21 protein-coding genes and 1 pseudogene are annotated in these 25,574 nt (G+C 61.8%); 17 read left to right on the top strand and 5 right to left on the bottom strand.

The genetic code is table 11. The features are described from left to right. Positions 1–19: 19 nt before the first annotated feature. From Q355_RS0109505 to Q355_RS0109430, 16 genes and pseudogenes are all read left to right on the top strand, one after another. On the top strand, positions 20–2,584 hold the full coding sequence (locus Q355_RS0109505) for a bifunctional diguanylate cyclase/phosphodiesterase (protein ID WP_051529373.1): 2,565 nt from the start codon (positions 20–22) through the stop codon (positions 2,582–2,584). A gap of 159 nt (positions 2,585–2,743) precedes the next feature. Next, a pseudogene (locus Q355_RS17305) lies at positions 2,744–2,849 on the top strand (transposase); the annotation flags it as partial. Positions 2,850–3,113: 264 nt separating this feature from the next. Beyond that, the gene (locus Q355_RS0109495) at positions 3,114–3,473 is read left to right on the top strand and encodes an NADH-quinone oxidoreductase subunit A (RefSeq protein ID WP_027877591.1); all 360 of its coding nucleotides are present in this window, start codon (positions 3,114–3,116) and stop codon (positions 3,471–3,473) included. A gap of 32 nt (positions 3,474–3,505) precedes the next feature. Next, on the top strand, positions 3,506–4,045 hold the full coding sequence (locus Q355_RS0109490) for a NuoB/complex I 20 kDa subunit family protein (protein WP_013014132.1): 540 nt from the start codon (positions 3,506–3,508) through the stop codon (positions 4,043–4,045). A 16-nt stretch (positions 4,046–4,061) separates the two neighbouring features. Further along, positions 4,062–4,685 carry an NADH-quinone oxidoreductase subunit C gene (locus tag Q355_RS0109485; RefSeq protein WP_013014131.1) on the top strand — a complete coding sequence of 208 codons (624 nt, stop codon included), beginning with the start codon at positions 4,062–4,064 and terminating at the stop codon, positions 4,683–4,685. Then, entirely contained in the window at positions 4,685–5,932 is a 1,248-nt protein-coding gene (gene nuoD / locus Q355_RS0109480; protein WP_051529372.1) for an NADH dehydrogenase (quinone) subunit D, read from the top strand. The genes Q355_RS0109485 and nuoD overlap by 1 nt, the downstream gene beginning before the upstream one ends. Positions 5,933–6,004: 72 nt before the next feature. Further along, the gene (gene nuoE, locus Q355_RS0109475; protein WP_027877589.1) at positions 6,005–6,568 is read left to right on the top strand and encodes an NADH-quinone oxidoreductase subunit NuoE; all 564 of its coding nucleotides are present in this window, start codon (positions 6,005–6,007) and stop codon (positions 6,566–6,568) included. After that, the gene (gene nuoF, locus Q355_RS0109470; protein WP_027877588.1) at positions 6,565–7,881 is read left to right on the top strand and encodes an NADH-quinone oxidoreductase subunit NuoF; all 1,317 of its coding nucleotides are present in this window, start codon (positions 6,565–6,567) and stop codon (positions 7,879–7,881) included. The genes nuoE and nuoF overlap by 4 nt, the downstream gene beginning before the upstream one ends. A gap of 8 nt (positions 7,882–7,889) precedes the next feature. After that, positions 7,890–10,256, top strand: a complete 2,367-nt coding sequence (locus Q355_RS0109465) for an NADH-quinone oxidoreductase subunit G (RefSeq protein WP_027877587.1) — start codon at positions 7,890–7,892, stop codon at positions 10,254–10,256. 89 nt (positions 10,257–10,345) lie between these two features. Continuing rightward, the gene (gene nuoH / locus Q355_RS0109460; protein ID WP_051529371.1) at positions 10,346–11,521 is read left to right on the top strand and encodes an NADH-quinone oxidoreductase subunit NuoH; all 1,176 of its coding nucleotides are present in this window, start codon (positions 10,346–10,348) and stop codon (positions 11,519–11,521) included. A gap of 16 nt (positions 11,522–11,537) precedes the next feature. After that, on the top strand, positions 11,538–12,080 hold the full coding sequence (gene nuoI, locus Q355_RS0109455) for an NADH-quinone oxidoreductase subunit NuoI (RefSeq protein WP_027877585.1): 543 nt from the start codon (positions 11,538–11,540) through the stop codon (positions 12,078–12,080). A gap of 155 nt (positions 12,081–12,235) precedes the next feature. Then, complete coding sequence (locus Q355_RS0109450; RefSeq protein ID WP_027877584.1) at positions 12,236–12,835, top strand: NADH-quinone oxidoreductase subunit J family protein; 600 nt, start codon at positions 12,236–12,238, stop codon at positions 12,833–12,835. Beyond that, positions 12,832–13,122 (top strand): NADH-quinone oxidoreductase subunit NuoK, encoded by a 291-nt coding sequence (nuoK, locus tag Q355_RS0109445; protein WP_027877583.1) that lies wholly within the window; start codon positions 12,832–12,834, stop codon positions 13,120–13,122. The genes Q355_RS0109450 and nuoK overlap by 4 nt, the downstream gene beginning before the upstream one ends. 3 nt (positions 13,123–13,125) lie before the next feature. Next, a complete protein-coding gene (nuoL, locus tag Q355_RS0109440) occupies positions 13,126–14,958 on the top strand; it encodes an NADH-quinone oxidoreductase subunit L (protein WP_027877582.1) in 1,833 nt (610 codons plus the stop codon). Further along, positions 14,955–16,376, top strand: a complete 1,422-nt coding sequence (locus Q355_RS0109435; protein WP_027877581.1) for a complex I subunit 4 family protein — start codon at positions 14,955–14,957, stop codon at positions 16,374–16,376. Before nuoL ends, Q355_RS0109435 begins: the two co-directional genes overlap by 4 nt. A 118-nt stretch (positions 16,377–16,494) precedes the next feature. Beyond that, complete coding sequence (locus Q355_RS0109430; RefSeq protein WP_027877580.1) at positions 16,495–18,738, top strand: proton-conducting transporter transmembrane domain-containing protein; 2,244 nt, start codon at positions 16,495–16,497, stop codon at positions 18,736–18,738. A 97-nt stretch (positions 18,739–18,835) separates the two neighbouring features. On the opposite strand, the gene Q355_RS0109425 is transcribed toward Q355_RS0109430, so the two are convergent. The 3 genes from Q355_RS0109425 to Q355_RS0109415 all read right to left on the bottom strand — a co-directional run bounded on the left by Q355_RS0109425 (position 18,836) and on the right by Q355_RS0109415 (position 22,026). Beyond that, positions 18,836–20,425 carry a sensor histidine kinase gene (locus Q355_RS0109425; RefSeq protein WP_027877579.1) on the bottom strand — a complete coding sequence of 530 codons (1,590 nt, stop codon included), beginning with the start codon at positions 20,423–20,425 and terminating at the stop codon, positions 18,836–18,838. 64 nt (positions 20,426–20,489) lie between these two features. Continuing rightward, positions 20,490–21,281 (bottom strand): RNA methyltransferase, encoded by a 792-nt coding sequence (locus Q355_RS0109420; RefSeq protein WP_027877578.1) that lies wholly within the window; start codon positions 21,279–21,281, stop codon positions 20,490–20,492. Between the two features lie 61 nt (positions 21,282–21,342). After that, a complete protein-coding gene (locus Q355_RS0109415; RefSeq protein WP_036259166.1) occupies positions 21,343–22,026 on the bottom strand; it encodes a TetR/AcrR family transcriptional regulator C-terminal domain-containing protein in 684 nt (227 codons plus the stop codon). A gap of 83 nt (positions 22,027–22,109) precedes the next feature. On the opposite strand from Q355_RS0109415, the gene Q355_RS0109410 reads away from it, so the two are divergent. Beyond that, positions 22,110–23,147: an NAD(P)-dependent alcohol dehydrogenase gene (locus tag Q355_RS0109410; protein WP_211247170.1), complete on the top strand. Its 1,038-nt coding sequence runs from the start codon at positions 22,110–22,112 to the stop codon at positions 23,145–23,147. 320 nt (positions 23,148–23,467) lie between these two features. Here Q355_RS0109410 and Q355_RS0109405 read toward each other — a convergent pair whose 3' ends face one another. Next, positions 23,468–23,890: a hypothetical protein gene (locus Q355_RS0109405; RefSeq protein ID WP_027877575.1), complete on the bottom strand. Its 423-nt coding sequence runs from the start codon at positions 23,888–23,890 to the stop codon at positions 23,468–23,470. Positions 23,891–23,894: 4 nt separating this feature from the next. Continuing rightward, complete coding sequence (ilvD, locus tag Q355_RS0109400) at positions 23,895–25,556, bottom strand: dihydroxy-acid dehydratase (protein WP_027877574.1); 1,662 nt, start codon at positions 25,554–25,556, stop codon at positions 23,895–23,897. Positions 25,557–25,574 lie beyond the last annotated feature (18 nt).

Below are 25,574 nucleotides of genomic sequence, written 5' to 3'. Positions count from 1 at the left end.
CTACCAAAGACATTACCCTATGCAACAGGCTTCTTTTGATGGCATTCCCCAAACCTTTTTGCCCCTGCTGCGACAAGGGCTTTCCGGTCTTCCCGAGACTTTGCAGGCCCTGGCGGAGGCTTTGAAGACCCAACGCTCCTATATCTTTCGTCTGAAGGAACAGGACGGCACCTGGTATGCCTCGCAAGTGGCCGAGTGGGCGGCTTCCGATACGGCTCCCCAGATTCAGAATCCCGCACTGCAAAATCTGCCCATGAAGGAAGCCGGGTACACCCGCTGGCTGGAAGCATTCCTGCAGAACCAGGCCATCGCTGGAACCGTGTACTCTTTTCCTGAAGCGGAAAGGCCCCTTCTTGAAGCCCAGGATATTCAGAGCCTTCTGGTGGTGCCCATCTGGGTGGAGGAAGGCCTTTGGGGCTTCCTGGGGGTGGATGACTGTCAGCAAGAGCGAAGCTTTACCCCTGAGGAGGCCGCCTTCCTGCGAGGTGTAGCTGAGGTGTTGGCCCGAACCTTGGATCTCTTTGAGCGCCATCGCTGGTTAGAGCGTCTTCTGAGCCTATCTCCTTTCTATGTAGCCCGCCTGGGTGTTGCAGGGGTGCTGCTCTGGGCCAACCCTGCTTTGCAGAAGGCATTTCCCCAAGGCCTTTCTCTTCCTATTGAGGCCGCATTAGAAAAACCAGGACAGCCGCTTACGGCCACAACCCTTGATGCTAACCCGACAGAATGGACCTTTATGGCGGTGCCCGGTCCCGGCAGCGAAACACTGGAGATTCTGGCCCTGGGTGTGGACATTCGAGATCGCCTCGAGGCCCAGGAAAGAGAGATGCGCTGGAGCACCTTTCGCCAAAATCTCCTGCGGGTCTACGAGACCCTCATGACCGAGGGGTTTTCCGACTCTATTTTTAGCCTCATCCTCGACGCCGCGCTGAACACCGTACCCAGTGCCCAGGCAGGGAGCGTTGTCATCTTGATGGAAGACGGCTACTACCACTTTGTGACCGCCAGGGGGTACGACCTGGCAGCGCTCCGCCAGATCCGCCTCCAGCCAGGGGATGCCATTTCCCTCACCGAGCATAAGAAGGCCCATATCTTCACACAAGAAGACCTGCAGCGCTACAACCGGCGCCTGGATGCCAAACAGCGCCAGGTGATGGAGGAGGCAGGGCGGGTGCGGGAAATTCAGGCCATCCTTTCGGTTCCGGTCTACCTGACCGGGCAGCGCAAGGCCATTCTGTACCTCGATAACTTCGAACGAAGCGACGCTTTTGCACCCCTGGATGTGGAACTGGCCCAGGCTTTTGCCAGCCAGTTGGGTCTTCTCCTGAGGAGAATGGAGCTGGAGGGCAGGTTGCAGCACCTGGCGTACCACGATGCCCTCACCGGGCTGCCCAACCGCTTATTTTTCATGGAGAAGCTGGCGCAAGCCTTGCAGCATGAAGCCCGCCCCACAGTGCTCTACCTGGACTTAGATGGGCTCAAGCTGGTGAACGACCTGGAAGGCCACGCGGCGGGAGACGAGGTAATCCGAGGAATCGCTACCCGGCTCCAGGCTGCCCTTCGGCCTCGAGATATTGTGGCCCGACAAGGGGGCGATGAGTTCCTGGTTTTGCTCACTGGAATAGAAACGGTGGAAGAGGTTATCAAGGTGGGCGAACGGCTGCTCGAGGTGGCCCGCCTTCCTCTACCTCTAGGGGAGCGAACGTACCGTATCACCACCTCCATTGGTATTGCCATGGGAGAAGCTGGACTGTCCCCAGGGGAGTTTCTACAGCGGGCCGACATGGCCCTTTATCGCGCCAAGGCCGAGGGGAAAAACCGCCTTGCCTTCTATGAAACCCAGCTTCAGGATGCCTTGCGCCGGGAGATGGAGCTCCTGGAGGCCCTTCAATCGGATCTGGAGTCCAACAAGAACCTGACGTTGCTGTACCAGCCCATTGTAAACCTCAAAACGAGAAAAACCGAGGCCCTGGAAGCCCTCCTGCGCTGGCCCAAAGCACCTCCTTCCGAGTTCATCCCCCTGGCAGAACGGCACCACCTGATGCCCAGGCTGGGCAACTGGGTGCTGCGTCGGGCCTGTATGGACAGGAACCGTCACGGCCTGCCGGTGCATGTAAATGTGAGCCCGCAAGAGCTCCTTCAGCCCAACTATGCCGAACTGGTGGTTAATGTGTTGGAAGAGACCAACTGTCCTCCAGATGCCCTCATCCTGGAAATCACGGAGAGTTCCCTCATCCCAGATGGGCGAGGAAGAGATGCCAGCCAGACCATAGGTTTCCTAAAGAGACTCGGCGTGCGGGTTTACCTCGATGACTTCGGTAGCGGCTACTCCAGCTTGGAACGTCTGGCCAATCTTCCGGTGGACGGACTCAAGCTGGGTCAGGCCTTTACCAATGCCCTAAGCACCCCTCCGAACCCCACAAGCTCTGCTGCCCGACTGGTGGCCGCGGTTTTGGCCCTGGCCCAGGCCTTGAATCTGGCTGCGATTGCCGAAGGTATCGAACATGAAGCTGCCCTGAACTATTTGCAGTACCTGGGCTTTTCCCTGGGACAGGGCTACATCCTGGGCCGACCGGATTCGCTTTAAGGTTCCTGACTTCCATCGCCAAAAGCCACTTGTTCCTTCGTATGCTTCTTGATCTGCCCGGCTGGGCATGTGCAAGTGGATGAACTCAAATCCCTCGAGGCGAATGGCTTTCTCTAACCCAAAAATACCAGAAAGCTACCCCGGCTGATTTACACTTTTGACCTCCCCGAGCCCGCGTTGGGTAGGCCCCCTGGGTGGCTTTGCGGGCTACGTCCTGATGGCGGTGATGAATGAGCAAGGGCTCTTTCTTGGCTGGGGCATTCTTTGGGATGGTGACGACACCACCCTACGGACGACGGGGCAGGGTTATGAGGTGGCCCGTGAAGGAATAAAAGGCTGGTTTTTTCTGTTCCGGTAGGGGTAACTACAATGTTGGAGCTCATTCCCAAATAACATTTTCCTTGGAACGATATTGCGTCGAGAAGGTAGAAGTGTAAGATGTTGGCGACAAGTAGGCCGGGCAGCCGGTAGGGTTTCCCAAAGCTCGTGAAGACCGGCACAAGCTCGGCCACCCATCAAGAGGAGGCGCATGTCACCTATAAGTGAGTATCAGGCTCTGCTGGTGTACCTGGCTGTTGCAGTCGGCATTGCCGTTCTGGCAACCGTGGTAGGGGCAGTTCTGGGCCCCAAAAAAGGTGGGCGATTCAAGCTGATGCCCTATGAATCGGGCAACGACCCCGCCGGGGAGGTCAAGCGCTTCCCGGTGCACTTCTACGCGGTGGCGATGCTGTTCATCATCTTCGATGTGGAGGTGGCCTTTTTGTGGCCCTACGCGGTGAGCGCCGGTACCGTGGGTGTGGTGGGCTTTTTCGGCCTGCTGGCCTTCACGCTTTTGTTGTTCGTGGGGTTTTTGTACGAGTGGTACAAGGGCGTGATGAAATGGCACTAGTGGGCCCAGCCCGAAGACAAAGGGGGTTTTGAATGGCAACCATTGCAGACTTATTTACAAAAGACGTGCAGGAACTGGAAAACGAGGGGGTTTTGTTTACCACCCTCGAGAAGCTCATTGCCTGGGGGCGCTCGAACAGCCTGTGGCCGGCGACCTTTGGCCTGGCCTGCTGTGCCATCGAAATGATGGCCTCGACCGACGCCCGCAACGACCTATCCCGTTTTGGCTCCGAGGTCTTCCGGGCCTCACCCCGTCAGGCCGATGTGATGATCGTGGCCGGGCGGCTCTCCAAGAAAATGGCCCCGGTGATGCGCCGGGTCTACGACCAGATGCCCGACCCCAAATGGGTCATCTCGATGGGGGCCTGCGCTTCCTCGGGGGGGATGTTCAATAACTACGCCATCGTGCAGAACGTGGACAGCGTGGTGCCGGTGGATGTGTTTGTGCCGGGCTGCCCGCCCCGGCCCGAGGCCCTCATCTATGCGGTGATGCAGCTTCAGAAAAAAATCCAGGGCAAGGCCCGCGACGACCAGGGTCGCAAGCTGCCCAAGGTGGAGGCCTGGAAGCGCTAGGGCGCTCGAGGTGGACATGCAAAAGCTGACCGAGCTAAAAAAACAGGCTCAAGCCAACGGTTGGGCCATCGAGGAGGCCCACGGCAACACCTGGGTGGTGGTGCCCCGCGGCGAGTTCAAGGCCTTGCTGACCCAGCTCAAAAGCCAGGGTTGGAACTACCTGGCCGACGTGGTGGGCATTGACTACCTGAAATACCCCCAACCCAAACCGGAGCGTTTCTGCGTGGTTTATGAGCTGGTTTCGTTGCCGGGCTACCAGGGGGGCGATGGCAGCCGGGTCTTCATCCGGGTGTATGTGCCCGAGGCCAACCCCAGCCTGCCCAGTCTGACCGATCTATGGATGGGGGCTGACTACCTCGAGCGCGAGGTCTTCGACCTGCTGGGCATCCGCTTCGAGGGCCACCCCGACCTGCGCAAAATCCTGACCCCCGAAGACCTGGAAGGCCACCCCCTGCGCAAGGACTTCCCCCTGGGCGAGACCCCCACTTTGTTCAAGGAGGGCCGCTTCATTGATCCCGACGCTTTCCGGGCCGGCCTGTCCGGCGATAAAGGCGGCATGACCGGCTGGCGGGGGGGTACCCGCAAGGGTTACCAGGATGTGGCCGCTGAGGTGCAGAAGGTTGTGAAGGGAGGCAACTGATGGTGCGCGACCCGCAAAAGCTACACAGCCCCTCGGTGGAGGCCTACGATATCGCCGATGCGCCGGAGCTGAAATCCGAGGTCATGACCCTCAACGTGGGGCCCCAGCACCCCTCAACCCACGGGGTGCTGCGGGTGGTGGTGGATCTCTCAGGGGAGCAGATTCTGCGCCTGACCCCCCACATCGGCTACCTTCACACCGGCTTCGAGAAGAACATGGAGCACCGCACCTACACGCAGTGCATCACCTACACCCCCCGCATGGACTACCTGCACAGCTTTAGCCACGACCTGGCCTACGCCCTGAGCGTGGAAAAGCTGGTGGGGGCCCAGGTGCCCCCCAGGGCCCAGGCCATCCGGGTGATGCTCAACGAGCTGTCCCGCATCGCCTCGCACCTGGTCTTCCTGGGGACGGGCCTGCTGGACTTTGGTGCGCTGACGCCGTTCTTCTACGCCTTCCGCGAGCGCGAGGCGGTGCTCGACCTCTTCGAATGGGTCTCGGGGCAGCGCTTCCACCATAACTACATCCGGATTGGCGGCCTCAAGGAAGACCTGCCGCCGGAGTTTCTGGGCGAGGTGAAGAAGTTCATCGCGCAGATGCCGGCCCGGATCGACGAGTACGAGGCTTTGTTCCGGGAAAGCCCCATCTTTTACGAGCGCGCCCGCGGTGTGGCGGTGATCCCCCCCGAGGTGGCCATCAACCTTTCCCTTACCGGGGGCAGCCTGCGGGCCTCGGGGGTTAACTACGATGTGCGTAAGGCTTACCCTTACGCCGGCTACGAAACCTACCACTTCGACGTACCGGTGCTCACGGGGGGCGACATCTTCGACCGGATGGTGATTCGCCTCCTCGAGATGCGCGAGTCGGTCAAGATTATTCGGCAGGCCGTCGAGCGGCTCGAGGCCATCGGGCCCGGCCCCATCCGCGACCCCAACCCGCAAATTTCGCTGCCGCCGCGCCACTTGCTGGAAACCTCGATGGAGGCGGTCATCTATCACTTCAAGCTGGTGACCGAAGGCTTCCACCCCGCCCCGGGCGAGGTGTACGTGCCTACCGAGAGCGCCCGGGGTGAGCTGGGCTACTACATCGTTTCCGATGGTGGTTCGATGCCCTACCGGGTCAAGGTGCGCGCGCCCAGCTTTGTTAATCTGCAAAGCCTGCCCTATGCCTGCAAAGGCGTCCAGATGGCCGACATGGTGGCGGTGATTGCTTCTTTAGACCCGGTGATGGGGGACGTAGACCGATGAGTTATGTAACGGAGGCCTGGCGTTCAGGGACAAGCTGTCCCCCCCCAGGCTTTTGAATGTTTGCGGAGGCATATGGGATTTTTCGACGATAAACAAGACTGGCTACGTGAGGTATTCGCACAGTACCCTGATACGCCCCAGGGGCGACGGGCGGCCATCATGCCCATGCTGCGGCGGATACAGCAGGAGGAGGGCTGGATCTCCCCTGAGCGTCAGGAAGAGATTGCCCAAATCCTAGGTATCACCGCTACCGAGGTGGCGGGTGTGATGAGCTTTTATAGCTACTACCAGGCTCTGCCCACCGGCAAGTACCACCTCCAGGTCTGTGCCACCCTCTCCTGTGCCATTGGGGGGGCCGATGAGCTATGGGACGAACTGGTGCAGGAGCTGGGCATTTTGCGGGGAGAAGTAACCCCCGATGGCCTTTTTAGCATCCAGAAGGTGGAGTGCCTGGGTTCCTGCCACACCGCCCCGGTGGTGCAGGTCAACGACGAGCCCTACGTGGAGTGCGTAACCAAAGCCCGTCTGCATGCGCTGTTGCAGGGTTTGCGGGAAGGTCGGCGGCTCGAGGAGATCGCGCTGCCGGGTAAGGTGGGGCACGAGGTGCATGTGCGCGGGGAGGAGGTGGGCGCATGAACGGGCCCATCGTGAGCGGCAAAGACCCCCGCTTCGAAAAGACCTTATACAAACACGTGGGCCAGCCCAACTCCTGGACGCTTGCCTATTACCTTTCCCACGGCGGCTATCAGGCCATCAAGAAGGCCATCGCCCAGGGCCAGGACTGGGTCATTGAGGAGGTCAAGAAGTCTGGCCTGCGTGGGCGGGGAGGGGCGGGTTTCCCCACCGGGCTCAAATGGAGCTTCATGCCCAAAAACACCGGCAAGCAGCACTACATCGTCTGCAACGCCGACGAGTCGGAGCCGGGCTCCTTCAAAGACCGCTACCTGATGGAGGATGACCCCCACCAGCTCATCGAGGGCATGATGATTGCGGGGGTGGCGATCCAGGCCAGCAAGGGCTACATCTACATCCGCGGCGAGTACCGCCGGGCCTACGACCGGCTTATCGCGGCGATTCGCGAGGCCTATGCGGCGGGTTACCTGGGTCAGAATGTGATGGGCACCGGCTTTAGCTTCGACCTGTATGTGCACCGGGGGGCCGGGGCCTACATCTGCGGTGAGGAGACCGCCCTGATGAACTCCCTCGAGGGCCTGCGGGCCAACCCCCGCATGAAGCCCCCCTTCCCGGCCCAGGCCGGCCTGTGGGGGATGCCCACCACCATCAACAACGTGGAGTCGCTCTGCTCGGTGGTGCACATCATCGAGCGCGGGGCCGACTGGTTCGCCAGCATGGGCACCGAAAAGTCCAAGGGCCACAAGCTCTTCCAGGTCTCGGGCCCCTTCAAGCGCCCCGGCGTGTACGAGCTGCCCCTGGGCACCACCTTCCGCGAGCTGCTCTTCGACTGGGCCGGGGGCCCCACCGAGCCCATCCAGGCCATTATTCCGGGGGGCTCTTCCTGCCCGCCTTTGCCCTGGAACGACGAAATCCTCGATACCCCCATGGACTACGAGTCCATCAGCGCCAAGGGCTCGCTGCTGGGCACCGGGGGGGTGATCGGCATCCCGGCCAGCATGAGCATGGTGGATGCTATGTGGAACATAACCCGCTTCTACGGCCACGAGTCCTGCGGCAAATGCACCCCCTGCCGCGAGGGGGTTTCGGGCTGGATGGTGAGCCTGTTCGAGAAGATCGGAACCGGACAGGGCCAGAAAGGCGATGTGGAGCTTTTGGAGAGCATGCTCGACCAGATCGAGGGCCGCAGCTTCTGTGCGCTGGCCGATGCGGCCTGCTGGCCGGTGCGTGGCAGCCTCAAGCACTTCCGCCACCAGTTTGTGGAAGCTGTAGAACAGGGCAGGCCGGTCGAGCGCCTGGGGAGCCGCTGGGGGTGAGGTAGGGAATGGCCAAGGTAACCATTAACGACAGAACCATAGAGGTACCGAACGGCACCTCGGTGATGGATGCCATCTTCCACGCTGGCTACGATGTGCCGCTGTTCTGCGCTGAGAAGCACCTGTCGCCCATCGGGGCCTGCCGGATGTGCCTGGTTAGGACCGGCAGCCCGCGCAAAGGGCCGGACGGCAACTTCATCATGGAGGATGGGCAGCCCAAAATTTTCTGGATGCCCAAGCTGGCGGCGGCCTGCATCACCGCGGTAACCGACGGGATGGTGGTGGACACCCTCTCCGACGAGGTGAAGCACGCCCAGTCGGGCATGGTGGAGCTGACCCTGCTCAACCACCCGCTCGACTGCCCCACCTGCGACAAGGGCGGGGCCTGTGAGCTACAGGATCGCAGCTACGAGTACGGCCTGGTGGAGAAGTTCTACCAGCCCGACCCCATGGAGCTGCCCATGTACACCCGCTTCGAGATGACCCGGCGCCAGGTGGACAAGCACCACCCCCTCTCGCCTTTCATCGTGCTCGACCGGGAGCGCTGCATCCACTGCAAGCGCTGTGTGCGCTACTTTGAGGAGATTCCGGGCGAGGAGGTGCTCGACTTCATCGAGCGGGGGGTGCATACCTTCATCAACAGCGAGGAGAAGGGGCTACCCTCCAACTTTAGCGGCAACATCGTGGACATCTGCCCGGTGGGGGCCCTGCTCGACCAGACCGCACGCTTCCGCGCCCGCAACTGGGAGTACGACTCCACCGAGACCACCTCGATGGACGACGCCAGCGGGGCGGCAATTGTGGTGGATACCCGTAGCGGGTTGCTCGAGCGCATCCGGGCGGCCGAGCGCCGGGAAGTGAACGAGGTCTGGATCTCCGATGCGGCCCGCTTCGGCCACGAATGGGTCAACGAAAACCGGGTGCGCACGCCCTTGGTGCGCAAGGACGGCAAACTGGTGGAAGCCACCTGGGAGGAGGCCCTGGAGGCCATCCGCAAAGGTCTGGAGGGTATCGCCGGGGCGGATATGGGCATCTACCTGGCGGGCAACAGCACCCTGGAGGAGGGCCTGGCGGCCCTCGAGCTGACCCAGGCCCTGAGCACGCCGCACCGCGACTTCCAGGGCCGTACCGCCCACCCCGTTGGGGTGTTTGCCCCGGCCAGCTTCGATGAGCTCCTGGACGCCGAGTTTGTGTTGGTGCTGGGCCAGCCGGAGGAAGAGGCCCCCACCCTGCACCTGCGACTTTCGGAGTACAGCCGTGGCCTCAAACCCGCTGCCAAGCTCGCGCACGGTACCCCCTTTGCCGACCTCAACATCAAGGAGCGGATGCCCCGCCTGACCCATAAGCTGGCCCTCTTCAGCACCTATCCCAGCAGCACGGCCAGGTGGGCTGGGGCCAGCGCCGTACACGCCCCGGGGATGGAAGCGGCCCTGCTGGCGGCCCTGCTGGATCAGGCCGAAGCGCCCGCTGGTCTGAGCGAGCCGGTGGCCTGGGTCAAGGCGCGCCTGGCGGCCAGTTCGCGGGTGGTGCTGGTGCTGGGCGCGGGGGTGCTTAACCAGCCCCAGGCGGCCAAAGAAGCCAAGCAGCTTGCCGAGCGCACGGGTGCTCGGGTGATGTGCATGACCCCTGCGGCCAACGCGCGGGGGCTGGAAGCGCTGGGGCTGTTTCCTGGCAAGGGCGGCGCAGGTTGGAGCGAGGCGGGGCCCAGGGTGGTTTACTATGCCTACCTGCCCAGCGAAAAGCAGCTCAAAGCGGCCTCCTTCCGCATTCTGCACCTGACCCACCGCCATCCGCTGGCCGAGAAATACGCCGATGTGGTTTTGCCGGGCCAGACCGCTTACGAGAAGCGCGGCCACACCGTGAACCTCGAGGGCCGGGTGTTGCCGCTCGAGCCCGCGGGAATCAACAATGGCGAGGCCGATGGTGCAGTGGCGGCGCTGGGCCTGATTGCCGAGGCCGCAGGGGTCAAGACTCCGGTTCGGCTGGTGCGTCAGGCCACCAGGCTGCTGGTCGATAAACACAAACTCCCGCCTGTGTTAGAGCGCTGGACGCAAAAATCAACCGGCTGGGCTGCCTCCGATGCGGATGTGACTATAGGGTCGTTGTACCTGCGCCCGACCATGTGGCGGCGGGAGCAGCTCGTAGGTGCAGTGGCCAAAACGGTGGAGGTCAAGCTGGAGATGAGCCCGGAGACTGCCAAGGCCAATGGCTTGGCTCAAGGTTACCTGGTTGAGCTGGAAACGCCGATGGGCATAGAGAAGCTCGAGGTCAAGGTGGTGCCTGGCCTCCCCGAGGGCGCGATGTACCTGCCTGCACTGGGAGCCTGGGCGGGTCGCAAGGTTGAGGCTAGGGTATTGGTCGGAGGTGAAGCATGAAGGACGAATGCCCCAAGCCCAGAGTCGAAAGCCCAGGGCGACTCAGATCATCGGTTCAAAAGCTAATTTTGAGTAGCGCAACGTTTGTCATGGGTACTGCCCTGGCGGCCCAAGCGGCCCCTGCCGATGCCGATGCCACCGACCCCCTATGGATGGTAGGCATCAAGGCCTTCCTGGTGATTTTTGGCCTGCTGACGGCCTTTGCCTACATGACCCTGATTGAGCGGCGGCTGCTGGCCCGTATCCAGATTCGCCAGGGGCCCAACCGGGTGGGGCCGGATGGTCTGCTCCAGCCCTTGGCCGATGCCATCAAGTCCATTTTCAAGGAAGACCTGATCGTAGCCAGAGCGGATAGGGTGATTTTTGTCCTAGCTCCCATGATCTCGGTTACCTTTGCCGTGCTCACCTTTGGCCTGATCCCCTTTGGCCCCAAGGACGCTTTCTTTGGTTACGACCCCTGGGTCATCAACCTGGATGTGGGCATCCTGTATGTGTTTGCGGTTTCCGAGATGGCCATCTACGGCATCTTTCTGGCGGGCTGGGCCTCCAACTCAAAGTACTCCCTGCTGGGCTCGCTGCGCTCCTCGGCCTCGCTGATCTCCTACGAGCTGGCCCTGGGCATCAGCCTGGTTGCCCCGGTGGTGCTGGTGGGGTCGCTGAACCTCCAGCAGATTGTGAACTGGCAGTACGAAAACGGCTGGCTGATTCTGTACATGCTCCCCGCTTTTGCCATCTTCCTCCTGACCAGCATGGCTGAAGCGGCCCGCACCCCCTTCGACCTGCCCGAGGCCGAGCAGGAGCTGGTGGGGGGCTACAACACCGAGTACAGCTCCATCAAGTGGGCCTTGTTCCAGATGGCCGAGTACATCCACCTCATCACTGCTGCGGCCCTGATTCCCACCATCTTTTTGGGCGGCTGGCGGATGCCCGGCTTTATGGAGCAAATCCCCATCATCGGCGGTCTTTTTGCCCTGCCCTACCTGTGGATGTTTGTCAAAATTGCGCTGTTCTTGTTCTTCTTTATCTGGGTGCGGGGTACGCTGTTCCGCCTGCGCTACGACCAGCTGATGGTCTTTAGCTGGGGCCGCTTGTTCCCGCTGGCGCTGGCCTGGTTTTTGTTGTCGGCCATGGTGGTGGCCTTGCAGTGGCCGGTGGCCGTGCTGGGCTGGCTCTCCTTGTTGAGTCTGGTGCTTTTTTCGGCCTATGTGATTCTGACCGCCAAACCCAAGCCCAGGGCCATGCCCGGCGTGGGTGCGGGTGACTAGAGAAAGGAGCGAAGCTGTGAGTATTGCTGCACTTGCGCAGAGCATGGGTATAACCCTGAAAGCGCTGTTTTCTAAACCGGTTACGATTCCGTATCCGGACGCCCCGGTGCCCCTCAAGCCCCGCTTCCACGGGCGGCATGTGCTGACCCGGCACCCCAACGGCCTGGAAAAGTGCATCGGCTGTTCGCTGTGTGCGGCAGCCTGTCCGGCCTATGCCATCTATGTGGAGGCTGCCGAGAACGACCCCAACAACCCGGTGAGCGCCGGCGAGCGCTATGCCAGGGTGTACGAGATTAACATGCTGCGCTGCATCTTCTGTGGCCTGTGCGAGGAAGCCTGCCCCACTGGTGCAGTGGTAATGGGCTACGACTTCGAGATGGCCGACTACCGTTACTCCGACTTTGTTTATGGTAAGGAGGACATGCTGGTCGAGGTGGAGGGTACTAAGCCCCAGCGCCGCGAGGCGGCCTACACCGGCAAGCCGATCAAGCGAGGTTACTCCGTACCATACGTGCGGCCCGAGCTCGAGGGTGTGCATCCACCCAGGCCGAAAAAGTGAGTAGAGGGCTTCGTGTCTAGGCTCGAGCCTCGAGGCGGAATGAATTCAAAGCCGGTTGCGGGTGCTTCGCAACCCCTGTTTGGGGTTAAAATCTCCAAGATTATGCTTGACCCTGGACGTATAACTTTAGACTCGAGGCTCCCTTGGAGGAATCAATGAGTGTCGGTTTTTGGGAAATCCTCGCGCTGGTGTTGCTGGCTGGTAGCGCCATTGCGGTAGTGCGCCTACAAAATGCCGTCCACGCAGCCCTGGCGCTAATTGCCAATTTCTTGGTAGTGGCGGGCGTGTACGTGGCGCTCGAGGCCCGCTTCGTGGCTATGATCCAGATCATCGTCTACGCCGGGGCCATCGTGGTGCTGTTTTTGTTCGTGATTATGCTGCTCTCGGCGGCAAGTGCCAATGTGGGCCAGGACCTGCTGCCCCGGTTGCCCTGGGTGGCCGGGTTTGGTGCGCTGGGCCTGGCAGGCGTCTTGATTTTTGCCGTAACCCGGTTTCAGCCGCCCGCAAATGCGCCTGCGCTGGGTGGCGGTCTGCCCCAGGCCCTGGGGCCCCTGCTCTATGACCCCGACAAGTGGCTGTATGCCCTTTTGGTGGTGGGTTTTTTGCTGCTGGTGGCTACCGTGGCGGCGGTGGTGCTGATCGAGCCGGAGCGAATTGTTTCTGCAACCAGCCACCCAGCCCACCCTCGGCAGAACCCAAAGCCCAATCCCCCGACTGCCGAACAGAAAGATGAGAGGGCGGTGGTGAAGCGATGATCTGGCTTATAGCTTCCGCCTTGCTGTTTTCGATTGGGGCTTACGGCGCGCTTACCCGGCGCACCGCTATTCTGATGTTTTTGTCCATCGAGCTAATGTTGAATGCCGCAGCGCTCTCCCTGATCAGCTTCTCCAAAATGATTGGAAGCCTGGATGCCCAGGTGGTGGTGCTGTTTATCATCGCCATTGCTGCTGCCGAGGTAGCGGTGGGCCTGGGCCTGATTGTGGCCATCTTCCGTCGCCGCGAGACCACCAGCGTAGATGAGCTGCGGCAACTTAGGGGGTAAAACGTGCAAGAAACCCTTCTTCTACCCCTGACCATCGCACTTCCCGTGCTGGGGTTTGTGATTCTTGGGCTGTTTGGTAAACGAATCGGTGAGCCGTCTGCTGGCTGGCTGGCCTCAATTCTGGTGCTGGGGAGCTTCTTATTGGGCCTGGTTTTGCTGCTGCAAGGCGGAGCCCGATGGGCCCTTCCCGACTGGCTACCGGGAATCCCCTTCGGCCTCAACCTCGACAACCTTTCGGGCGTCATGTTGATGGTGGTGACTGGGGTGGGCTTCCTGATTCACGTCTGGGCCATCGGCTACATGCACGGCGACCCTGGCTACAGCCGCTTCTTTAGCTATTTCAACCTCTTCATCGCGGCCATGCTGGTGCTCATCCTGGGCGACAGCCTGCCGGTGGTGTTCATCGGCTGGGAGGGGGTGGGCCTGGCCTCCTACCTGCTAATCGGCTTCTGGTATCAGGAGCGCGTCAACGCCGACTCAGCCCGCAAGGCTTTCATCGTCAACCGTATCGGTGACCTGGGCTTTTTGCTGGCCATGGGCCTCTTGTGGAGCATGTTCGGCACCCTCTCGATCTCCGAGCTGGTCGAGAAGGTAGAGGCTGGCGGTTATAGCTTTACCACCCTCACCCTGGCCGGCTTCTTCCTGCTGATTGGGGCTATCGGCAAGAGCGCCCAGGTGCCGCTGATGGTCTGGTTGCCGGACGCCATGGCCGGCCCCACCCCGGTATCGGCCCTGATCCACGCGGCCACCATGGTCACGGCGGGGGTCTACCTGTTGGTTCGTCACGCCTTTATGCTGCACGGCGATGCCTTCTTGTCGGGCCTGATTGTGGCCATCGGTTTGCTTACCGCCCTCTATGGGGCGCTCTGCTCGCTGGGCCAGTGGGACATCAAGCGCATCGTGGCCTACACCACCCTCTCGCAGCTTGGCTTCATGTTTGTGGCGGTGGGGGTGGGGGCCTACTGGGTGGCCATCTTCCACATCGTGACCCACGCCTTCTTCAAAGCCCTGATGTTCATGACCTCCGGTTCGGTGATTCACGCCCTAGGCGGCGAGCAGGACGTACGAAAAATGGGAGGAATGCGTAAGTACCTGCCGGCTACGCACCTGCACGGCCTGGTGGCTACTTTTGCCTCGGGCGGCCTGGTGCCCTTAGCGGGCTTCTGGTCCAAGGACGCAATTCTGGCCTACTCCTTTGAGTATGGCCCCTGGCTGTGGGCCCTGATGCTCTTGGCTTCGGTACTGGCGGCGCTCTACTCGATCCGCTGGTATGTGCTGGTCTTCTGGGGCGATTACCGGGGCAAGGAGCACCCCCACGAGAGCCCCGCGGTGATGCTCTGGCCCAACCACATACTGATGGGCGGGGCTATTGGCGTGGGTTTTATCGGGCTGCCTTATGTGATTGACTACAAAAACTTTATCGAGCCGTTCCTCACCAAGGCCATCGGAGACTTTCCCCACGAGAAGCTGCCCGTGCTTACCGAATGGGCGCTCATCGTTACCTCGGCGGTGGTGGCCATTGCCGCTTTGTGGTGGGGCTTCCGCTTCTTCCAGCAGAAGATGCCGGCCTGGTACGAGCGCTTCCAGGCGGCGGCTTTGCAGGGCTTCTACGCGGATGCACTGTATAACACCCTGCTGGTGAATCCGGCCAAAGGGCTGGCCGAGCTACTTTTTGGCGGGGATAAAGGTCTGCTGACAGGCTTTATGAGTCTTGGAGGTCTGGTTGGAGGGCTGGGAAGCGTGCTAACCAAACTCCAGACAGGTGCTTTGCGCTTCTATATGGCCGGGATGATAATCGCCCTGGTACTGTTGGTGGGCTGGGGGGTGTTGCGATGATTCATGTAGGACTGTGGTTGCCCCTCCTGGCGGGTTTGCTGCTGTTTATGGTGCCGGGCCTGGGGCGCGCCTTTGCCACCCTCTCGGCGGCGGTGAGCCTGCTTATTGCGGTGGTGCTGTTTGTGGGCTATGCGGGAGAGGCTGCGGCCTATGCCAGCCAGATCCCATTCCTGCCGGAGGCTGGGGTTTACTACGCAGTAGGGCTGGACGGGGCAGGCTTGTTACTCTGGCTTGCGGTAAGCCTGGTGGTTTTGCTGGGGGTCTGGGTGGCCGATGTGCCGGTGCGCTTTCTGGCCCTGGCCCTGATGATGCAAACCGGTTTGCTGGGCATCTTTGCGGCCCAAGACCTGGTTTTGTTCTACGCCTTCTTCGAGGCCACCCTGATTCCCGCCCTCCTGATGCTGTGGTTTTACGGGGGGCCCGACCGGCTGCGGGCCATCTATACCTTTGCGCTGTTTACCCTGATGGGTTCGCTGCCCATGCTGGCCTCCATCTTTGCGGTGCGCTTTTTGGGAGGGGCTGGTAGCTTCCTCTACTCCGACCTGGTGGCCCATCCTCTTAGCGGACAAACCGCAGTGCTGGCTTTTCTGGGCTTTTTGATAGCGCTGGCGGTCAAAACCCCGCTTTTCCCGCTGCATGCCTGGCTGCCTAGCTTCCACCAGCAAAACCACCCCTCGGGCCTGGCCGACGCGATGGGCACCCTGTACAAGGTGGGGGTGTTCGCCCTCTTCAAGTGGGCCATTCCGCTGATGCCGGAAGGCTTCCGGGAGTGGCAGGGGCTGCTGCTTTTTCTGGCCGCTTTTGGTGCGCTCTATGCGGCCTGGTTGGCTTTCAGTGCGCCCGACTGGAAAACCCTGCTGGCCTATGCGGGCGTCTCGCACATGGGCGTAGCGGCCCTAGGGCTGTTCAGCGGGAATATGGAAGGTACGGTGGGTGCCCTTTACCTGCTGGGGGCTTCGATGGTGTATGGCTCGGCCATGTTCTTGTTTGTGGGTCTGGTATATAAACGAACCGGCAGCCTGGAAGTCCTGCCGGTGCGCGGGCTGGCTAAGCACACCCCCGCGCTGTATGTGCTGGGGATGTTCTTGCTGATGGCCATGATTGGGCTACCGGGGTTATCGGGCTTCCCCGGTGAGCTGATGGTTTTGCTGGGGGCTTACCAGGTTTCGCCCTGGCTTACCTTTTTGGCCTTCCTGGCGGTTATTGCAGCGGCGGCTTATGCCCTCACGGCGTACCAGAAGCTTTTCCAGGAAACCCCCCAGGCCCAGGCTGTGCCCGATATGGACACCCGTGAGTGGGGCTTTGCTGTCGTAGCGGTAGGGGTGCTGCTTTTGATGGGACTGTATCCAAAACTCTTCACGGTGTATTTGGAGCCCTTGGGCAAGGCTTTTGCTGCGTTGTTCGGGGGTGCGTCATGAGGTGCAGCTGTGTTGCCTATCGAGCGGGTTGGTCGAGAACCGAAAGCCGAAAGCCGAGGGGCACCAAGAACGGTTACCCTCGAGGCCTGAGCTTTGACCGTATGCAAGGAGGTGGCGCATGCTAACCCTATACATCCTGGCTGGCTTCGCCACAGTGCTCTCGTTGCTGGCCTTTGTGATCTCGAGGGAGGCCAACCGTTGGATCACGGTGGCGGGCCTGGGGCTGGCCGGCCTGTTCTGTGCGGTGGGATGGGGAGAGACCCTGGAAGCCTTTGGCGGGCTGTACCGTTTGGACACCCTGGCGCGGGGCCTGACCCTGGTGGCTATTCTGGGGGGCTTGTGGATCTTGCTGCTAGGGCCTGCCAAAAAGTTTGAGTTTCCGCTGCTGGTGCTCTACGCCGTAGCCGGGATGCACATCATGGCCAGCAGTCCCAACCTGGTGGTCTTGGTGATCGCCCTGGAGGTGTTTTCGCTGCCCCTGTACGTTCTGGCGACCTGGCAGCGCGATGAGAAAGGCTTTGAGGCGGGCCTGAAATATTTCTTGCTGGGGGCGTTGGGTGCGGCCATATTTCTTTATGGGATTGCGCTCTACTTTGGCGCTACCGGCAGCTTTATGGCAGGGGCAACGGGCTCTGGGCCGCTGTATCTGGCAGGACTGTTCTTGATTATGGCAGCTTTTGCCTTCAAGGTCGCCATGGTGCCCTTCCAGTGGTGGTCGCCCGATGTGTACCAGGGGAGCCCTACCGTGGTCACGCTCTTCATGGCGACAGCGGTCAAGGCTGCAGCGTTCGCGGCAATGCTGCGGATCTTCACCCCCGAAGGTCTCGAGGTCTGGGGCATCGGGATGGCCGCGCTGATTGCCCTCTCCACCCTCTTTGGGAACCTGGGGGCCCTGTCACAGACCGAAGCTAAGCGGCTTTTCGCCTATTCTTCCATCGCCAACGCCGGTTACATCGGGTTGGGGCTCTTTGGCCCGACCGGACAGGCTACCATTCCCTTCTACCTGCTGACCTACGGGCTGGCCACGGGCCTCATTTTTGCGGTGCTCTCGATGCTTTCCAACCAGGACGTGCCGCTGGAACGCTTGCGGGGACTCTGGTATCGCAAGCCGCTGCTGGGTGGGGCGATGGGCCTTGGCATCCTCTCGGTGCTGGGGCTGCCCCCGTTGGCTGGGTTCTGGGCCAAGTACCTGGTTTTTCAGGAAGCGGCCAGGGCCGGGTTCTACGGACTGGTGGTGCTGGCCCTCGTCACCTCGGCCATTGGGGCGTACTACTACCTCAAGACCTTCTTCCTGATTTTTAGCAAGCCTACGCCGGTGCAAGAAGCTGAAGACCGCGAGGCCGAAGCCGCCCTGGCTCAGTTTGGCAGCTCCGAAGCGCCGGGCATTCCGGTGGCGGCGGCCCCATTGGGCATCAGCCAGGCTCTGATGGCCCCGGCGGCGCGGACAGGCCTGCCTGCGCTGGGGATGCTGGTGGGGGCGATGGCCTTACTTGGCCTGCTATCGGTTTTGCCTGGACTGGGCCTGCGGGCCTTTAGCACAGGTTTGGCTCCTGCGGTAGCGGCTGTTACCATCGCGGCACCTACGGCTGGCGCGACCCTGGTGGCCGGAAGCTACAACCTGGAGGGCGCTGGTAAACCTGGAGAGACCCTCGAGCTCTTCGACAACGGCAACCCCCTCGGCACTGTCACGGTAGGCCCCGATGGGCGCTGGAGCTTCCCGCTCCCGGCCTCGGCTCTAACCGCTGGGGTGCACACCTACGAGGCCCGTCGGCCTGGAGCCATGAGCAAAGCCAGCACCAGCGTTACGGTTTCGCTACCGGCGGAGCCCGTTTTTGCCTCGCCGCTGGACGGAGCTACCGTGGCTGCTACAGGCTTTACCCTGCAGGGCACCGCCAGGCCCGGCCAGGTGGTCGAAATCTTTGAGGATGGGGCCAGCTTGGGCCGGGCCACTGCCGATGCCAACGGCCAGTGGAGCCTGAATGTGCCGCCCCCTGCCAGTGGGGCGCGGGTGTACGAGGTGCGGGCCGAAGGGGCCGCTTCTGGCGCCCGCATCTCCTTGCAGGTATCCGAGGCCCAGGCCGGGGCTGTTTGCAACCAAAGCTTTGCCTTATCAAACCTGCAGGCTGGCGGAACGGTCTCGAGGCCCTTTCGCTTTGGTGGGGTGGGTTCGGCCAGCAGCTACACCATTGTGATAAAGCGAGGCGAGCGGATTGTTGGCCGCAAAGAGATCGCCCTGAGCGCGGCCTGCGGCTGGAGCTACCTCTCTGACCCCGGCCCCGGCGAAGTCACCTACGAGGTGCGCGAGACGGGTCGGCCCGAGGGCGAGCCACCGCTCACCACCATCAGCCTGAAGGTGCAGTAGCGCTCCAGGTACAAAAGGCCAGCGTTGTCGTAGGGGCGTATGGTGCGCCCCTACGGATGCTTTTGGCGGCGCCATCGACTGTTGCTGCGGGCCACCATCAAAAAGGCAGCTCGGCCCGTACTGTGGTGCCTTTATTCTCCGCCGACTCGACCTCGAAGCGCCCGCCCCGCGCTTCCACCCGCTCGCGCATCTGGGTCAGGCCAAACCCGCCCATTCCACCAGCCCTGGCGTCGGCCTGGAAGCCCTTTCCGTTATCGCTGATCTCCAGCACACCGCCCCGTTCGCCCAGCGGTGTGAGCCTGACCTGCACCAGCCCCGGCCTGCCGTGCTTGGCGGCGTTGGCCAGGGCTTCCTGTAACACCCTGAAAAAAACCAGCTCGGAAGCCTGGGATAGCTCGATTTTTTCCGGCAGACTCAGGCGCACCCGGAAGCCAGCTTGCTCGGCGAAAGCGCTAGCGTAGCGCCGTACCGACTCCAGAAATCCGTAGCGCTCTAAGTCGATGGGCCTTAGGGCAAAAATGCTGCGCCGAACCTCACGAATCTGGCTTCGCAGGGTTTCTTTGACCTGCTGCAGCTCTTCTTTGGCCCGTTCTGGGTCGGTTGCCAGGAGTCGCTCGGAAAGGTCGAGCTTGAGGGCCATAAACGCCAGGGCCTGGGCGATGCCGTCGTGGATCTCGCGGGCTATGCGGTTGCGTTCCTCGGTGAGGGCCAGCTCCTCGGCCCGCAGGTAGGCCTGGGCGTTCCGTACGGCCAGGGTGACCTGGGCGGCCAGAAAGCGCAGAAAGGGCAGCCGCTGGCGCAGGTTTTCGGCCTCGCCCTGTACCAACAGCAGTCCGATGGCCGACTGCTCGCGCAGGGGCACTGCCAGCAGGTTTTCCCGTACAAAAACCGGTGTTTCCAGGGCTTCTTTCCAGCGCTCTTCGGGTATGAAGGCGTAAAGGGGCAGCTCGAGGTTGCGCAGCACCTGCGGCTGCAAAAAGTTCTCTTCGTCCAGCAACAAGACCCCGCCCCCGCTGGCCCCGGCCCAGGCCAGGATGCGATCCATCAGGCGCTCCAGCAGTCGGCCCAGATTGGCCTCGGCCCTGAGGGCCTGGTCTACCTCGTAGAGGGTGAGCAGATCGCGGCTGCGGGCGCGCACTGAGTCCAGCGCCCCGGCCACTTCGGCCACCAGCACTTCCAGAAAATTCTGCTCCTCGCTCGAAAGGGGCCGGGGCAGAACCACCTCGAGCCTTCCTTCCAGGCCCGGTAGCGGCACCTCGTACAAAGGCCCCGACCCCGCCTTGAAGCCGGGCGAGGTGGCCCGCACCCCCTCGAGGGTCAGCGAGGCCTCCATGCCCAGGGCCTGGGCCACCTCCTGCACTACCGAGGCCAGGGCCTGCTCGAGGTTGTCGGCAGCCGAGGCCCGCTTGAGGATGTTGCCAATGGCCTTTAGCCGCTGGTTGGCTACCTCCAGAGCGCGCTGGGCCCGCTCACGTTCTTGCACCTGTTGAGCAATCCATTCCAGGGTCATCCAGGTAACCAGCGGCCCCACCAGGCCATAAAAGCCCATCCGCAGCCAGAAAGCTACCGGCTGGCCCTGGTAGGGCTCGAGGGAAAGCTCAAAAAGCACCACCACCAGCGCAATCGCCAGCGGCAAGATGAGCCGGTACAGCTTGATGAGGCGATATAAGCTAGGGATGGGTTCCATGCCCAAGAATTATAGGGTCTATGCCCAGGCCCCACACCGGGGTTCCCCGATGCCATCTGGGGAGCTACGGGTCACTTGTGGCATTCGTTTCCAGGTCGGTTTTGCGCCTGCCGTGCTGGGCGTACCAGCGGCTTTGGTGCAAAAATCCACGTAGAAGCTGAACCTCTCCAGGAGTTAGGTTGGCCTTGTACAGCAGCCGTCGAAACCGTCTGACTGCGTAGGGCAGCCGCTTCTCGTCGGTAAATCCGATACGCAAAATGTACTCCCGTAGGTCGTCGAAGAGCTGTTGCAGGGCTTCCTGGCTGGCTAGTTCGGTCTGGCTGGGTGCAGGCGGGGCCGATGCAGCACCGAAAATTTCGTAGCAAAGTAACAAAACGGCCTGTGCCAGGTTCAGACTGGGCTGCTTGGAGGAGGTGGGAATACGCACGATGAGCTGGGAAAGGTCTATCTCGGCGGTGGTCAGGCCCGAGGTCTCGCGCCCAAACACCACCGCCACCCTGCCCTGCGGTGCCACCTGGGCGATCCGCTCGGCCATCGGTTTGGGCCCCACCACCGGGCCGGTGTAAATCTCTCGTTCGCGCACGGTGGTGCCCACCACCAACCAGGTATCGGCCACCGCTTCGGGCAGGCTATCCACAATCTTCATATTGTCCAGCACCTCTTCGGCGTGCACCGCCAGGCGGTAGGCCATCGAACCCCCGGGGTGTTGGGCCAGATCCTCCCGCACCCGTGGCTCTGGAGCTACCAGCCACAGATCCGATACGCCAAAGTTTTGCATCGCACGGGCCGCCGCCCCCACGTTCATAGGTTCCTGACTGCCTACCAGCACAATGCGGACGTTGTCGAGCCAGTCCATCGCTCTAGCCTAAGGGCTTTTGCTGGTTGCGTCGAGCCGACTCCACGACCCGGCCAATGGCTCACGCTTCGCTGCGCAGGCGCTCGAGCCCATCCAGCACAATCTCGAGGCCGATTTCAAACTCTTCGCCGTAGTCGTAGCCCGGCCTCAGGACATGCTCGGTGGCCATCTCGACCAGGTAGGGGTAATTGCCCGCCGCCATCTCTGCCATGATGCTGTCCGTGGCGGGATCGGCTTCCTCGAAGCGGTTGAAGGGCAGATTAAGCTGCTGCAAGACAAAACCATACACGTAGCTATCCAACAACGAATAGGCGTGGGCGGCTGCTGCGACCGAAAAGCTATTGGTGCGCAAGCACTCGATCACTGCGTTGTGGTGGTGCAGGGTGGCGGGGCCGGGGGAGGTGCGCGACTCCATCAGCCCCAGCGCCCAGCGGTGGCGCAGCAGGACAGCCCTGGCAGAGGCGGCTCGAGCCCGCATCCGGCTTTTCCAACCGCCCTGGGGGGGCAGCTCGATCTCGGCGAATACCAGGTCAATCATCGCATCCAAGAGCTTATCTTTGCTGGCGAAATGGTAATAAAGCGACATCGCTTCCACGCCCAGCTCCCGGGCCAGGCGGCGCATGGTAAGGGCCTCGATACCCTCCCGGTCGGCGACCTCGAGGGCTTTCTGCAGCACCGCCTCACGGCTCAACCTGGCCTTGGGCGGGGGCTTAGCGCTTTGCACTTTGGGGCTTTTTTTGGACATTGGGCAGCTCCTCTATTGACAATCTTACAATGTAAGGCTACCCTTGTTCCATCGCCTTACAACGTAAGGTAGGGAGCCCAAAGATGAATACAGCCGCCCAACAGAACACCTTCAACGCTGAGCGCTCGGCACAACCAAGCACCATGAAGGCCGTCGTGCGTGAGATATACGGCCCGCCCGAAGTTCTGAAACTTACAGAACTCTCCAAGCCGACCCCCAAGGATCAAGAAGTAAGGGTCAAGATTCATGCCACCACCGTCACTTCTGGCGACTGCCGGGTACGCAGCCTCAAGGTGCCCGCTGGCTTCGGGCTGATGATCCGCCTCGCTATGGGGGTGGTGCGTCCGAGGCAGACCGTACTGGGGAGCGAGTTCGCCGGCGAGGTCGAGGCGGTCGGCAAAAACGTCACACGATTCAAGGTCGGTGACCGGGTGTTCGGGATCGACGGCCTCGGAATGGGTGCCCATGCCCAGTACAAGTGCTTGCCGGAGAGCGGGGCGCTGGCCCTGATTCCGCCCAGCCTGAGCTATGAGGATGCCGTCGCTCTCCCTTTCGGTGGCGCCACCATGATGGACTTCTACCAACGAGCCAGGCTGAAGGCCGGGGACAAGGTGCTGGTCAACGGGGCCTCGGGGGCGGTGGGGGTGGCCGCCGTGCAACTTGCCCGACACTTCGGGGCCGAAGTAACCGCCGTGTGCAGCGGGGCGAACGCCGAGTTGGTGCGGTTGTTGGGTGCGGTGCAGGTGATTGACTACACCAAAGAAGACTTTAGCGCCAGCGGCCAAACCTACGACGTGATCGTGGACACCGTGGGCACAGCCCCCTTCGCCCGTAGCAAGAACTCGCTGCGTAAGGGCGGACGACTGCTACTGGTGCTGGCTACGTTGTGGCAGATGCTTTCGGCCCCCTGGGAATCGGCAACCAGCGGCAAGAAGGTGATCGCCGGGCCAACCAGCGAACGAGCCGAATACGTGCAGACGCTGGCAAGGCTCGCCCAAGAAGGCCGCCTTCAGCCGGTGATAGACCGTCGCTATGCCCTCGAGCAGATCACCGAGGCCCACCGCTACGTGGAGACCGGCCGCAAGCGGGGGAGTGTGGTGGTCACGGTGAGCCACGGTTGAATGGTGGTGTACCTGCATGCGCGGGTTCGCTTGCATGGCTCGGTGGACTGGGTTGACGGACGCTTTGCCGATGGCCTCGAGCGGGTGTACCGTGCGGAAAGCCGGACAGAGGCGTTGGGGGCTTTAGAAGGGCTCAAGGCCAATGAGGACAGACGACCAAGTAATTCAAAACCGAGAGCAGTACTGCAAGAGAGTGCTGCAAACAAATGCTTTTAGCCACAATAAAAACTGGAAACCCAACTGGGCAGTGCACACGGGCGCTGCGCGGATTTATCGCGCAGCGCTGGTGGCTTCTACATTAGGCGGTAAAAACCTCGAGCCTACTCTTCATCGCTTAGCTCATCCTCGAGCTCGAGGCTCGACTCGAGAATTTCAGCATGGCTCTTGAGAATGGAAGCTGCCACCTCGAGCTTGGCGCGGAGTTCGACCGTAGGATTTGCCTTCCACTCCCGCAAAATCTGCAAATACGCCTCAGAATGCTCGCCGAGTTCTTCGAGCAAGGTTATATTGCTGGCCCTGATTTGCTCGAGGCTGTGGACAATGGTCATTTCTTGCCTCCTGGAAGGCGCTTCTGCAATCGAACAACCATTTTCATGGCGGCTCTTATCTCCGACTCCTAAGTGTACTACAAGCCCCATGTTGGGCTCTGGCTTGGCCAGCTCTTCAGCGATTTTGCGCTCATGGATGGCAATATGCTCGAGCCAGCCCTCGAGTTTGATGCGGGTCTTTTTGTTATCGCCCATCTCACTACGGCTTTAAGAGCACCGCCCCCTCCCGCGCACTGCTCACCAGCTCGGCGTAGCGGGCAAACAGGCCGCTCTTGTAGTGGGGCTTGGGGGGTTTCCAGGCTTTGGCCCGTTTGGCGAGTTCTTTTTCCGGGACTTCCAGGTTCAGGATGCCCCGGTCGCAGTCAATCGAGATGATGTCGCCTTCCTTGACCAGCGCAATAGGGCCGCCCACCTGGGCCTCGGGGGCCACGTGCCCGATCATCAGGCCCTTGGTGCCGCCGCTAAAGCGCTCGTCGGTGACCAGGGCCACATAAGGCCCCAGCCCTTCGCCCACCAGGGCCGAGGTGACCGAGAGCATCTCGGGCATGCCGGGTGCGCCTTTGGGGCCTTCGTAGCGGATCACCACCACGTCGCCGGGTTTGATCTGCTTCTTGAGCACGGCCTTCATGGCGCTTTGTTCGCCATCGAAGACCCGGGCCGGCCCCCGGTGTACTTTGGTCTCGGTTCCGGCCAGCTTGAGCACCGCGCCGTCTGGGGCCAGCGAGCCCTTTAGCACCCGCAGACCCCCCTCCGGTTTGAAGGCTTTTTCGGCCTTGACCACCACCTTCTGGCCTTTGGTTTCTCTGGCGTTTTTGGTTTCCTGCCAGAGGGTTTTGCCGGTAATGGTCATCTGGTCGCCGTCAATCAGCCCGCCCTCGATCAAGCGGCGGATCACCAGCGGAATGCCCCCGGCTTCCCACAGCTCCCAGGCGGTGTACTGGCCCCAGGGGCGCATGTCGGCAATTACTGGTGTTTTGCGCGAGATTTTGTCGAACTCCTCCAGGGTGAGCTTAATCCCGGCCTCTCTGGCCACGGCCAGCAGGTGCAGCACCGCATTGGTGGAGCCGCCGGTGGCCGCTACCGCCGCGATGGCGTTGGTAAAGCTCTTTTTGGTTAGGAAGCTTTTGGGGGTGCGGCCTGCTTGGATGGCCTCGGCCAGGATGTGCATGGCCCGCCGCCCGGCTTCCTTCTTCTCGGGCACGATGGCCGGTATGGCGTTGTAGCCGATGGGGGAGAAGCCCATCACCTCCAGAACCATGGCCATGGTATTGGCGGTGTATTGCCCACCGCAGGCGCCGGGGCCGGGGATGGCGGTGCGCTCGACCTCGGCCAGCTCTTCTTCACTGATCTGGCCGGCAGCATACTGTCCCACCGCCTCGAAGACCGAGACCACGGTCTGCTTTTTGCCGTGCAGGATGCCCGGCGCGATGGAGCCGCCATACAGCACCAGGCTGGGCACGTCGGCCCGGATGACCCCCATCATGGCCCCGGGGTTGGTTTTGTCGCAGGCCACCAGCGCTATCATGCCGTCGTAGAGGTAGCCCTGGGCGATGAGTTCAATCGAATCGGCGATCACCTCGCGGCTCACCAGCGAGGCCCGCATGCCCACCGTACCCATGCTGATGCCGTCGGAGATGGCCGGGGCGCCAAACTCGAAGGTCTGGAAGCCGGCCTCTTTGGCCCCAATCTTAAGGTCGGCGGCCAGGTCGCGCAGGTGGAAGTTGCAGGGCATCCCTTCGGTCCAGGTGTTTACGATGCCCACCCAGGGAATCTTGAACTCTTCGTCGCCGATGCCCACCGCGCGCAGCATGGCCCGGGCGGGGGCTTGTTGAGGGCCTTTTTTGATGATGTCCGAACGCATGGGAAAACCTCGCCAATC

The organism is Meiothermus cerbereus DSM 11376 (genome assembly GCF_000620065.1).
GTDB classification, from domain to species: Bacteria; Deinococcota; Deinococci; order Deinococcales; family Thermaceae; genus Meiothermus; species Meiothermus cerbereus.
Note: the sequence above shows the minus strand (reverse complement) of the source record. Positions and strands in the feature narration are given on the sequence as shown.

Bases quoted from the DNA above. Each gene is read 5' to 3' on its own strand.
- ilvD (WP_027877574.1), bottom strand. From the start codon at position 25,556: ATGCGTTCGGACATCATCAAAAAAGGCCCTCAACAAGCCCCCGCCCGG.
- Q355_RS0109420 (WP_027877578.1), bottom strand. From the start codon at position 21,281: ATGGACTGGCTCGACAACGTCCGCATTGTGCTGGTAGGCAGTCAGGAA.
- Q355_RS0109430 (WP_027877580.1), top strand. From the start codon at position 16,495: ATGCTAACCCTATACATCCTGGCTGGCTTCGCCACAGTGCTCTCGTTG.
- nuoK (WP_027877583.1), top strand. From the start codon at position 12,832: ATGATCTGGCTTATAGCTTCCGCCTTGCTGTTTTCGATTGGGGCTTAC.
- Q355_RS0109435 (WP_027877581.1), top strand. From the start codon at position 14,955: ATGATTCATGTAGGACTGTGGTTGCCCCTCCTGGCGGGTTTGCTGCTG.
- Q355_RS0109450 (WP_027877584.1), top strand. From the start codon at position 12,236: ATGAGTGTCGGTTTTTGGGAAATCCTCGCGCTGGTGTTGCTGGCTGGT.
- Q355_RS0109425 (WP_027877579.1), bottom strand. From the start codon at position 20,425: ATGGAACCCATCCCTAGCTTATATCGCCTCATCAAGCTGTACCGGCTC.
- nuoH (WP_051529371.1), top strand. From the start codon at position 10,346: ATGGGTACTGCCCTGGCGGCCCAAGCGGCCCCTGCCGATGCCGATGCC.
- Q355_RS0109415 (WP_036259166.1), bottom strand. From the start codon at position 22,026: ATGTCCAAAAAAAGCCCCAAAGTGCAAAGCGCTAAGCCCCCGCCCAAG.
- Q355_RS0109405 (WP_027877575.1), bottom strand. From the start codon at position 23,890: ATGGGCGATAACAAAAAGACCCGCATCAAACTCGAGGGCTGGCTCGAG.
- Q355_RS0109495 (WP_027877591.1), top strand. From the start codon at position 3,114: ATGTCACCTATAAGTGAGTATCAGGCTCTGCTGGTGTACCTGGCTGTT.
- nuoD (WP_051529372.1), top strand. From the start codon at position 4,685: ATGGTGCGCGACCCGCAAAAGCTACACAGCCCCTCGGTGGAGGCCTAC.
- nuoF (WP_027877588.1), top strand. From the start codon at position 6,565: ATGAACGGGCCCATCGTGAGCGGCAAAGACCCCCGCTTCGAAAAGACC.
- Q355_RS0109410 (WP_211247170.1), top strand. From the start codon at position 22,110: ATGAATACAGCCGCCCAACAGAACACCTTCAACGCTGAGCGCTCGGCA.
- nuoE (WP_027877589.1), top strand. From the start codon at position 6,005: ATGGGATTTTTCGACGATAAACAAGACTGGCTACGTGAGGTATTCGCA.
- Q355_RS0109490 (WP_013014132.1), top strand. From the start codon at position 3,506: ATGGCAACCATTGCAGACTTATTTACAAAAGACGTGCAGGAACTGGAA.
- Q355_RS0109505 (WP_051529373.1), top strand. From the start codon at position 20: ATGCAACAGGCTTCTTTTGATGGCATTCCCCAAACCTTTTTGCCCCTG.
- Q355_RS0109485 (WP_013014131.1), top strand. From the start codon at position 4,062: ATGCAAAAGCTGACCGAGCTAAAAAAACAGGCTCAAGCCAACGGTTGG.
- Q355_RS0109465 (WP_027877587.1), top strand. From the start codon at position 7,890: ATGGCCAAGGTAACCATTAACGACAGAACCATAGAGGTACCGAACGGC.